Raw genomic sequence first — 11,071 nt, 5'->3', positions numbered from 1 at the left:
CAAAATCTTGCTCGCTATTTTTACAAAATCTTGCTCGCTATTTTTACAAAATCTTGCTCGCTATTTTTACAAAATCTTGCTCGCTATTTTTACAAAACTGAGATGCACCCGAGAATTTCCCCTACCCTCTTTCATTTGGTAGGGCGATCGCATCTTTGATTTCTTCCCTAAGATGGAGATTACCATTTTTAAATCTCTGCAATCTACTACTCAAGGGAGATGATAGGGCAACAAAATTTTTCTAAGATGGTGGAAGAGTGAAAATTGCTATGTGCTGTAAATCAAACTAACTGAAAAAAGAGCAGTATATCAGAATATCATCAGAATATCAGAAGTCAAAAGAAAAAGGAGAAAACATTGTGGTTGTCAGTAATGCTTTGTTGCAACAAAGAACACAGAACAATATCTGGGGAAAAGTCGAAAATTACCTGCTGAATACCCCTTTTTGGAAAAAAAGACAAGAAATTGTCGAAAAGGAATTTCGAGCGTTATTTTACCATCGCAATAATAATCCCGATGCGATCGCCGAAGAACTTGAAAATGTCAATCGCTTAGATTTCATTCGTTTATTACGACAACGCGGTATCTTAGGCCAAGCCAGAATTTTACGTTTTTCTCAGTGGTTTCAAGAAATTTGCCAAGAAGTTGTCAATGCAGCAAATGCTGCCCGAGAACGAAGAAAGGCAATGAACTTAATCGCCAAAGTGCAACTTTATCTTGTTACGACTCCCAAACAGGAACTCTCTCCCGAGGGGATCGATCGCGACTTTAAAAAGCTACTTTGGGATCCAAAGGCAAATTTTTCGCAATTGAAAAATCGTTTGTTTCAATTGAATAGTTTCTTTTTCAGACGCATCTTTGCAGTTCGAGAAGATATATCCGATCTCGAAATCTCTGCCATCATTACAGAGTTAGAAATGGCACGCGATCGGGTACTAGAAGAAGCACAGTTAACATCACAGTTAGCATCGTAGAACAAAAACAAGCACAGAATTACTAAATCACGAACAAAGGTGGAACTCTTCCACCTTTTTTATTAAGTAAGCTCTGTATTTATTATAGATTTATAATATATTCATCCTTTTGATATAACCATAAAGTTATAAATTTATTTCTCTCGATAGATGAAGAAACTATAAAGTCCGAGTTATTATGATAATAGTTAAGTCAAGCAAAGGAGTTCATATTTATGGTAACTCAAATGAAAATCAAAGAAAAAGAAGCATACCAAGAAAAGGTCAAAGCAGAAGTTAATAAAATCAATGCTCAAATTGATGAATTAAAAGCGAAAGCAAACCAAGCCAAAGCCGATGCAGCTTTAGAATATAACAGCCAAATTGAAGAACTCGAAGCAAAACAAGATGCTGTAAACGCCAAATTACAAGAAGTCCAGCAAGCCAGTGAAGACGCATGGCAAGACCTGCAAAATGGTTTTGATAGTGCATGGACTGAGTTAACAACAGCTTTTGAACGTGCGTCTAATAAATTCCAATAATCATGAAAGGTGGAAAAATTCTACTTATTTTTCCACCTTACCCCTTTACTCAAAGTAGGTCAATAGGATTTAGAGTTATGGCAATTCAAATTAGAGACAAAGAGGCATACAAAGCAAAGGTTAAAGCTGAAGTTGATAAAATCAACGCTCAAATTGATGAGTTAAACGCAAAAGCAAATCAAGCCAAAGCCGATGCAGTTTTAGAGTATTATAGTCAAATGGAAGAACTCGAAGCTAAAAAAAATGCCGTAAATATTAAATTACAAGAAATGCAGCAGTCAAGCGAAGACGCATGGCAAGAATTACAAGTTGGTTTTGAGAAGGCATGGAATGAGTTAACCACCGCTTTTGAACGTGCATCCTCTAGATTCTAATATTATAATTTTAATAGTATAATTGCATTGCTCATCGTCTTGACCTTATCATCTTGATTTCAGTATTTCCAGAAAAGCACTTTTTCTGCAATAGCTCTTTCTCAAACATTTTTCTTCAATTCAAAAGGAGACTTTCATGGATATTATTCGCATTATTGTTGCCATTTTACTTCCCCCATTAGGCGTTTTTCTGCAAGTTGGTATCGGTACGCAATTTTGGATCAATGTTCTTTTGACCTTCTGCGGCTATATTCCTGGAATCATTCATGCTATTTGGGTTATTCTTAAGGTGAAATAAATTTCGGTTGTAAATTTATTTTCCACAGCTTTGTTATTTCCTTGTTTGGGTGCATCTCAATTTTAAAAAAACTTGCAGAAACATGGAAATCAAAAGCAGGAATCTTGATTCCTTGGTATAGATTTACATTTTGAGATGCACCCAATTACTTTGTTGTTATTTCAAGAAAAAATGGATTTAAAAGTCATCGTCCCCTCTATTTTATTAGCTTTATTAACTTTAGCATCTGCCCCTTCTCAAGCGGGTAATCCCAAACAAAAATTACTCAGAACTAATGCTTGTCCTGGATGCGATCTATCTAATGTAGACTTATCTCAAGCACATTTGATCGGTGCAGATCTGCGAAATGCTTCCTTAGAAGGAGCCAATTTATCAGAAGCCAATCTAGAAGGTGCAGATCTCACCGGTGCTAATCTTGAAAATGCGGATTTAAGCAGTGCTTTCTTAACCAATGCTGTTTTGAATCGAGCCAACCTCGATCGCGTGGATCTCAGCCATGCTATAATCTATGATGCTCATGTTGTGGGTGCGTCAATGGAAGATATCGATCTAACTAATGCCGTCGTCTTTAACACGGCGATCGGTGTCGGTGGAAATGCCCCTTGATTTTGTAATATAACCTCTTAACTTTGGCGCTTTTTTATATTTATCTCGCACTTCATTCACCTCGCACTTTAAGATAGAAATATGACTGATTTATTGAGTACAATTCTTGACAGTCTTAGAGAAATTGTTGCCAGTGGTGTTAAAAGTATTCCAGCAGTTTTAACAGCAATTATCGTTCTTTTTCTCACTCGTTATCTGTCTCAGTTCGTGCGAGGACTGGCAACTAGAATTTCTGAAAAATCCGTTCGCAGTAAATCCCTACAACACCTGATTACGAAGATTGCTGACATCGCAACTTGGATTTTTGGGGTTCTTTTTGCGGCAGTTATTGCCTTCCCTGGATTGAGTTTGGGTGATATTGTTGCAACATTAGGATTGAGTTCCGTTGCTATTGGTTTTGCCTTCCAAGATATTTTTAAAAATTTCCTTGCTGGGACTTTGATTCTCTTGCAAGAACCTTTTCGGATTGGGGATCAAATTATTGTTGGAGATTTTGAAGGAACTGTGGAACGAATTGACGTGCGAACCACTAAAATTCGTACCTATCAAGGAGAAAGAGTTCTCCTTCCTAATTCAGAGGTTTTTACGAGTGCAGTGCAAGTACAAACGGCTTTTGATTCTCGTCGAACCGATTTAGCTGTAGGAGTAGACTATAATACCTCTTTGCCCGAAGCAACTGATATTTTAGAAGGCATTATTAAAGGTGTTGAAGGTGTCTTGCAAGACCCCGAACCCGAAATTGATTTGGTCAGTTTTGGGGATAGTTCTATTGATTTTCTCGTGCGCTATTGGACGCGATCGCAACAAAAAGAAGTTCGCGTTACTAAAACTCGTGCCATTCTTGCCATTAAGCAGGCATTAGATGATGCTAATATTAGCATTCCTTATCCAATTCGCACCCTCTATTTTTACAATCAAGATAGGTACAGCGATTATCTGCCGAAGTCTCGCGATCGCGAACATAATTCTGTCTAAATTCTGCCCCTTCCCCTGTAAGATAGATGGTGGAATTTCAGCAGAGATGAAGGATTAACGTGCAGTTTTTTGTTTACCATACGCCAGAATTGACCCCCACGGATTCGCTACCCGACTGCGCGATCGCCATCGACGTGCTACGGGCTACGACAACTATTGCCACTGCTTTAAATGCTGGTGCTGAAGCCGTCCAAGTTTTTAGCGATATTGATAAGTTATTAGAAGTGAGTGCTGAGTGGCCAGTAGAGAAGCGCTTGCGGGCAGGAGAACGAGGAGGCAAACAAGTTGAAACTTGTGATATGGGTAATTCTCCTCTTTTTTGTACTAGAGAAAGAGTTAAAGATAAACGTTTATTTCTCACTACTACCAATGGAACGAGGGCATTACAACGGGTTGAAGATGCCCCCGTGGTTCTCACTGCGGCACAGGTGAACCGTCACGCTGCGGTAGAATATTTACGCCAACAGCAACCGAAAACCGTTTGGTTGGTGGGATCGGGTTGGCAAGGAGACTATTCCCTCGAAGATACGGTTTGTGCGGGGGCGATCGCCATGCCGTTTTATGAAGGGAATGCAGACATGATTGGTAATGACGAAGTTTTGGGGGCGATCGCCCTTTACGATCGCTGGCAAGATAAGTTAGTAGATTTGTTCCACCAAGCGAGCCACGGGAAGCGATTATCCGGTTTGAATTTACTTGAAGACCTCGAATATTGCGCTAAAACAGATATTCTTGATATTCTCCCCATGCAAACTGAAAAAGGGGTTATTAAAGCTGTTTAATCTACGGTGGGCATTGCCCACCTTACAAGTATTCACAGGTATTCTCAATTTCTTTGATTTGCAAATATAGATAAAAATACCGATGCGATCGCAAAAAAAAAGGAAAGCTAATCACATTTTAAACCCCCCCTGCGCGATCGCAATGATAGAGTTGATAAGGAAAGCCACCGATGCGATAATGTTCTTTAATATCTATTGTACATTTGCTGTTTTTGAGAGCAATTTCGCGAGGGTAGGATGCTTCGACATAACCGGGGACGATCGCCCATAAAGAAGCAGGAGAAAGGGGGAATTGGGACAGCGATCGCCAGACATATTCAAAGCCCCCAAAATCGGTTTTATTGAGAAAAGTAAAGTAAGCGGGGCGATCGTGGATATCTGCAAAAGTAAGGGCATAGCTTAACCCAGTTGCAATTTCGAGAGTGTTTTCGTATGCCATCATGACCATGACTGGATCGGAAGACTGGTTAAATTGTTGGGCTACTTTGAGGGGATAATAGGGTTTCTGAAAGGCAAAATTAAAAATCACGCAGAGACTGCCGATCGCACCGACAAGGAGGAAAATGATAGCCGATCGTGGGGAGGATAAAGGGAATTGGCGATCGCGACTAAAACTGGCTGCAATGAGGGCGCAGAAGCCAGGATAATAGATGAAATGATAGCGAGGGGCAATACTAATATCTTTGCCGAGAATATAGATAATTGCGGCAAATTCTAACAGGACGCAGAGGGTAAAACAAGAGAGAGTAATGGTACTTTCTCGCGTGTTAGGGGAAGCGTACAATTTTCGGAAACCGCGCAGGAAATAGGCGATCGCCCAGACCATAAATATTACAGTAAAGGTAACACTAACAATTTGCAACCATAGGGGCTGTTTTTCCACAGGAAGGGCGATAAACATAGCACTCCATCCCCCGAGGGTTTGTAGAATAGGAAGGAGGAAATTAGGCGCAGGGAGCCAACTGGTCTTGGGACTGTTAAAATGCTCTAGGAGAATGGGCAACCAGGGGAGATAAAATAGAAAGGGTGCGATCGCCAGAATAAACGGCCAGAAAAGACGAATAATGCCTACTTTTGGCGTTCTATAAAGAACGAGAAAAAGCGTTATAAATTGAGCAATGATGGCAAAAATATAAAAATAATGCACATAGATTCCCAAACAATTTATACTTCCCCAAAGTAGCCAAAGAAGCGGTGAATATTTCTTTTTTTGAAGCTGTTTTTGTATTAAAATTAAACAGCAGAGTGCAAAGATTAAGAGTAGAATGGGTAAAGTGTAGTGTCGTGCTTCTTGGGATAAATAAACAGCAAAAGGAGAGACAGCCATCATTGCTGCACCTATTAATCCTGCTTGAGGAGAGAAAGCCAGACGGTTAAGGAGATATATAGCTGCGATCGCAAAAACACCCAAAATTGCTGGAAACGATCGCAATTTCCAAGCTAAAGAAACATCCCATGAATCAATTCCCAGCAACCATTCATGCAAAGCACAAAAGAATAAGGGAGGATGAGTTGATTGCATGGCAAGATAAGAGACAATTTCGCTACACTGGGTTTGAGGATTTAAAATAAAAATATCTGGGATGCGATCGACGGCTAAAATCTGTTCTAAGGGCAAGTTTTTAAACCCTTTTCCCAAACCAAAAAGCGCGGTAATGATTTCATCTACCCATAAAGGTTTGCGATCGAGTTGCCAGAAACGGAGAATTGTACCGAGACAAAGAATTGCAGTGAGAAGGAGATAATGCACAAGAAAAAATGAGGTTGCGCGATCGCATTAAGGAAGTTTAATTGATTATTATTGGTCTTTAAATTAGTTGATTAATGAAACAATCTGGGATTAGATTAAAACAATAAGATAAAATGATAACCCATTACCCATTACCTAACTCGTTTATGCTCTCCGTTTCCGATCGCCTCCAAACCCTCAAATCTCAGTCTCAATGCGCCCTCATCCCCTTCATCACGGCGGGAGACCCGGACTTGGAAACTACTGCCAAAGCCTTGCGGATTCTCGATCGCGCGGGGGCAGATATCATTGAATTGGGTGTTCCTTATTCCGATCCCCTTGCTGATGGTCCTACCATTCACGCAGCAGCAACGAGGGCATTACGGCGGGGGGTTAAACTGGAAGATGTGCTAGGGGTAGTGGAATCAGTGCGGGATGAGATTACAGCCCCGATTGTTCTCTTCACTTATTACAACCCTATTTTATATCGCGGTATTGAACCTTTCTTGCAGCGTATTGCTCAAGCAGGGGTTAAGGGTTTAGTTGTGCCGGATTTGCCTCTAGAAGAAGCTGAGGCACTCCTAACCAAAGGCAAGGAGGTGGGAATTGAATTAACTCTATTGGTTGCCCCTACGAGTCCTCAAGAGCGCATAGAGGCGATCGCCAAACAATCTCAAGGCTTTGTTTATTTAGTGAGTGTCACCGGAGTGACCGGAGCGCGGACAGAAGTTGCTTCCCGCGTTAAAGACCTGCTTCCCAGACTGCACAAAACCACCGATAAGGCGATCGGGGTGGGTTTTGGGATTTCTCAACCCGAACACGCCAAACAAATGAAAGAATGGGGTGCAGATGCAGTGATTGTCGGGAGTGCAGTAGTGAAACTTTTAGCACAAGGAACACCCGAAGAAGGATTAAAAGCAATTGAAGCATTTTGCCAGAGTTTAAAAGCAGCGATTCAGTAAACAAAAAAGAGAGATTCCTAGGAATCTCTCTCTTGTATGTGTATTTTTCCCTTCTTGGCGGGAATTTAGGCGGTTAGGTTAGTTTAGAAACTAAACGTAGTCCGCAGCATACCTACAAAAGTCGTATCATTGTTGGGGTTGCCATTGGGGTTGAAAACAGCGTAAACCCCAGGCGCAATCTCAATGTTGTCAGAAACGGGGAAACGATACTCAAAGTTAGCCATATAAGCCGCGCCGCGATCGTTTGGACCATTTTCAGCGCGGGTTAAATAAGGCAGTTGACCGAAGCCCAATACTAAAACATCATCTTCCTTGAGCAAGTCAGGGAAGCCTAAATTAGCGCCCCAGGTCCAAAGATCGGCAACATCACCGCGACGTACACCAGATTCGGCGATCGCCTGGGTGTACCCCACAAAAGCACTCAAATTAATGCTGTCGCTGAGGTCAAAGCTACCAGATACATTCCAATGGTTGGCAGAAGTGGCGGATTCTCGGATATTACCGCTACTGTTGACATAGAGAAAGGGAGATTCACCCAAAACGCTTGTTGCTCCCCCAAGGGTAATATTATTGCCCGTGCGAGCGCCACCGGGGGAGAAACTGTGGGCATAACCCAAAGCTAACTTGAAGTCCTCATTCAGTGCAAGATTCAGTTGGATGGGGGCGGTATAGCCACCGTTAAAGATTCCTGTACCGGCATCGTTGGGATTATTGGAGAAGTAGGCAAGATCGACACCGAAAGATTCATTCAGTTTGATATTAGCTCCCAATGCGGCACCACCGTCGGGGGCTTCATAGAAGAGGTTATTATAAGCCAAACCCAAGGGCATACCATCAATGGCGTAGGGACTGGTGCTTCCCGAATCGATAATATCGTCAATGCTAACGCCTGATGCGGCAACGTGAAGCATCACATTTTCTCCTGCGGGGAAGCGATACCACAATTTGGCGAGACGCACATCATTGTCGGCGGTAAACCCGTATTTGTTGGGGTCGTTTTGCGGGGAACCGGTGCCAAACTGGGAAATATTCCGTAAATTTCGCGCTTGCAGTCGGGTACGAAGGCGATCGCGTCCGGTGAAGCTGGTATCGAAGTTTAAACGCGCCCGATAGCCAAAGGCAACGCTATTATTGCGATCGGTTCGGAAGTTTGTGGCTGTGGTGTTACTGTCTGCATGAATAGTATCCAGGTCGTTGATGAATGTTGCACCAACTCCAGTAGCTGCGAGATATTGTCCCAAGGTAACAGAGTCAACTGTTCCCCCCTCTTCAAACAGACCGATCATCCGGTTCTGATCGAGAGTGTTAGCCAGAGAGGCTGAGTCAGCGATGGTCTGATTGTCTAAGAGACCCAAATCGAAGTATTCAGCACCATTAAAGCCAAAAATCTTGGCGCGATCGCCGATCGCAGTATCCAAGTTAAAGATGACTTCTCCAACTAACTTGGTAGTGGTAGAAAATTGATTATCTTCTAGGAAAGCGACTCGTCCTTCAAGGTTATCTACCCGCGTTCCCAGGGCTGTGAGTTCCACCTCAAATTCCAGCATGAGACGACGGATGGTTTCTAATTCGTCCCGCGTCACAAAATCAGCAGTGGTTTCTGCAAGCAGGCGTTCGACCTGTTGCAAGCAGGCATTTAAACCGGCGGCAAATTCGTAGCGAGTTAAAGCGCGGCTGCCGCGATAAGTGCCGTTGGGATAGCCTTTAAGACAGTCGTAGCGACGAACCAAATCATCTAAGGCTTGAAATGCCCAATCTCCGGGGGAAACATCACTAAACTTAGATGCTCCGGTAAATTGAGCCTGACCGGGGATGCCTTCTGTACTGTAATTATTGATTTGTTGTAGGACATCGCTACTGGAAGAACTAGGGGAGGGTTCTGTTGGATTCGCAAATGCGTCTCCCGACACTGCTAACGGCACTGCTAACGGCACTGCCAATACTGCAATAAGGGTTGCAGGGGTGGAAAATAAAGCCTTTCCTGGAATTTTAGACATGAATACATCCTCACACTTAACCAATAAATAGGGCGATAGAACCAATTCCTTTACTTCTTGCTTCCGATACGCTCTATATCGAGTTTAGCGAAACTTCGCTACTTGGGATTATAGATCGTAAAAAGAATTTCTTTGCGATTGTACCATTGTTGAACGCTCCCCAACCATAATCTTTGATTTGGTTGGGGATTCTTTCAGCTACGGAATTTCCGTGCGGTTTTTTCCCTGTTTTTTGACTGAGATTTTCGTCAAGAAGAAAAGGCAAAAGACCGCGTTGAAGTGTTCTGGAGTTAAACCCATCACTATCTAACTATCTAACTATACTGTTCTCCCGTGTCGAGATTAAATAACAGATGCAAGGATTGAATGGCGCGGCGGCGTGCCTCGATATCCTGCTGGGCGCGGAGTTGTACCATCGGATCGTGGAGAATTTTATTAACAATACCTCGGGTGAGTGCCTCGATGGTTTCTTGGTGCTTATCGGCAAATTCTGTACCTAAGCGAGAGAGGGCTTTTTCTAATTCTTGTTCCCGAATATCTTCGATTTTCTGACGCAGGCAATTAATGGTGGGAATGGTTTCTAGCGATCGCCGCCAAACTTCATAAGCCACCACTTCTTCTTCCAGTAGTATTTCCGCTTCTTGTGCCATTTTGCGGCGTTGGGCGGTATTTTGGGCAACGACGGCTTTTAGGTCATCAACGTTATAGAGTTGAATCTGAGCCAATTCTTTGACATCTGCGTGAACGTTGAGAGGGACGGAGATATCAATAAGCATTAACGACTGCTCTGGGGGGAGATGCGCTGTTAATTTGGCGCGGTCTAAAATGGGTTCTGTGGCTCCGGTGCTGGTAAAAACAATATCAGAATCGGCGATCGCCTCCATCATTTCCTCCAAGGGACTTAAGTTCAGGTTTGCCTCGGGGAATTTTTGGGAGAGTGCTTGCGATCGCTTCTGCGATCGGTTGACAATAGTGATATTTTCTGCTTTTTTCGAGAGCAAATGTTTGACCAGCAATTGTGCCATTTTCCCCGCCCCAACGATGGTAATGCGCTTGGTGGAGAGGTCTTCTGCCTTAATTTTCGCCAATTCTACCGCCGCAGAGGAGATAGAGACGGCACCGGTGCCAATATTGGTTTCGCTGCGAACTCGCTTTCCGGCTGCGATCGCCTGCTTAAAGAGACGATCTAACAATCTTCCCAAGCCTTTATACTTTTGGGCGAGTTTATGGGTAGTTTTCACCTGTGCCAAAATCTGCCCTTCTCCCAAAACCAAACTATCTAAACCACCTGCAACCCACATTAAATGGCGCATGGCATCTTCATGGAGAAGGACAAAGAGATGTCGGCGTAAATGGAAGAGAGAAATTTTGCTAATTTCCGCGAGAAACTGGGTCACTTCAATCACCCCAGGCTCGCTTTCCGTGGTAATAAAATAGATTTCTAAACGATTACAGGTGCTGAGAATGGCAACTTCTTCAATGTGAGGATAAGTTTTAATATGGGCGATCGCTTCTTCAAGTTGAGCTTCGGGAATACTGACTTTTTCGCGAATTTCAACGGGGGCTGTTTTGTGACTTAAGCCGACAACTGCAATATTCATAAATAAATACTTCTTAAAATTTCTTTGTCTGTATCTGCCCTATTTTCAGGGTTTCTTTGGCTAAATTTAGCGATCGCTACACAATACTTAACGATGGGAGTAACGAGTAGCCAGGAACGGGTAATGACACAGTTTTCATTACCCATCACCGATGACCCATCTAAATAACGTAGCGATTTCTCGCTGAGTCTGGTCAGGTTAGGGCTTTTTCAAGCTCCCGCTAGAGTCCGGAGGACTTAGCGGTGAGTTCCT

General features: G+C 42.9%; 11 protein-coding genes. 8 read left to right on the top strand and 3 right to left on the bottom strand.

Annotated elements, in window-relative coordinates; translation table 11 throughout:
• Positions 1–359: 359 nt before the first annotated feature.
• The 7 genes from JUI58_RS09160 to JUI58_RS09130 all read left to right on the top strand — a co-directional run bounded on the left by JUI58_RS09160 (position 360) and on the right by JUI58_RS09130 (position 4,530).
• Positions 360–974, top strand: a complete 615-nt coding sequence (locus JUI58_RS09160) for a hypothetical protein (RefSeq protein ID WP_204103466.1) — start codon at positions 360–362, stop codon at positions 972–974.
• A 215-nt stretch (positions 975–1,189) separates the two neighbouring features.
• Positions 1,190–1,495: a hypothetical protein gene (locus JUI58_RS09155; protein ID WP_204103465.1), complete on the top strand. Its 306-nt coding sequence runs from the start codon at positions 1,190–1,192 to the stop codon at positions 1,493–1,495.
• 77 nt (positions 1,496–1,572) lie between these two features.
• Positions 1,573–1,869, top strand: a complete 297-nt coding sequence (locus JUI58_RS09150) for a hypothetical protein (protein WP_204103464.1) — start codon at positions 1,573–1,575, stop codon at positions 1,867–1,869.
• Between the two features lie 136 nt (positions 1,870–2,005).
• Entirely contained in the window at positions 2,006–2,167 is a 162-nt protein-coding gene (locus JUI58_RS09145) for a YqaE/Pmp3 family membrane protein (RefSeq protein ID WP_204103463.1), read from the top strand.
• 186 nt (positions 2,168–2,353) lie between these two features.
• Positions 2,354–2,773, top strand: a complete 420-nt coding sequence (locus JUI58_RS09140; RefSeq protein ID WP_348539866.1) for a pentapeptide repeat-containing protein — start codon at positions 2,354–2,356, stop codon at positions 2,771–2,773.
• An 81-nt stretch (positions 2,774–2,854) separates the two neighbouring features.
• The gene (locus tag JUI58_RS09135) at positions 2,855–3,748 is read left to right on the top strand and encodes a mechanosensitive ion channel family protein (protein WP_204103462.1); all 894 of its coding nucleotides are present in this window, start codon (positions 2,855–2,857) and stop codon (positions 3,746–3,748) included.
• Between the two features lie 59 nt (positions 3,749–3,807).
• Positions 3,808–4,530 (top strand): 2-phosphosulfolactate phosphatase family protein, encoded by a 723-nt coding sequence (locus JUI58_RS09130; RefSeq protein WP_204103461.1) that lies wholly within the window; start codon positions 3,808–3,810, stop codon positions 4,528–4,530.
• A gap of 118 nt (positions 4,531–4,648) precedes the next feature.
• Here the strand turns inward: JUI58_RS09130 and JUI58_RS09125 are convergent, their stop codons facing one another.
• Positions 4,649–6,280: a glycosyltransferase family 39 protein gene (locus JUI58_RS09125; protein ID WP_204103460.1), complete on the bottom strand. Its 1,632-nt coding sequence runs from the start codon at positions 6,278–6,280 to the stop codon at positions 4,649–4,651.
• Between the two features lie 146 nt (positions 6,281–6,426).
• Between JUI58_RS09125 and trpA the strand changes: the two genes are divergently transcribed.
• On the top strand, positions 6,427–7,221 hold the full coding sequence (gene trpA, locus JUI58_RS09120) for a tryptophan synthase subunit alpha (protein ID WP_204103459.1): 795 nt from the start codon (positions 6,427–6,429) through the stop codon (positions 7,219–7,221).
• An 83-nt stretch (positions 7,222–7,304) separates the two neighbouring features.
• Here the strand turns inward: trpA and JUI58_RS09115 are convergent, their stop codons facing one another.
• Positions 7,305–9,218, bottom strand: a complete 1,914-nt coding sequence (locus JUI58_RS09115; RefSeq protein ID WP_204103458.1) for an iron uptake porin — start codon at positions 9,216–9,218, stop codon at positions 7,305–7,307.
• Between the two features lie 314 nt (positions 9,219–9,532).
• Positions 9,533–10,819: a glutamyl-tRNA reductase gene (locus JUI58_RS09110; protein ID WP_204103457.1), complete on the bottom strand. Its 1,287-nt coding sequence runs from the start codon at positions 10,817–10,819 to the stop codon at positions 9,533–9,535.
• Positions 10,820–11,071 lie beyond the last annotated feature (252 nt).

It is taken from the genome of Spirulina sp. CCY15215, from assembly GCF_016888125.1.
GTDB lineage: Bacteria > Cyanobacteriota > Cyanobacteriia > Cyanobacteriales > Spirulinaceae > CCY15215.
Note: the sequence above shows the minus strand (reverse complement) of the source record. Positions and strands in the feature narration are given on the sequence as shown.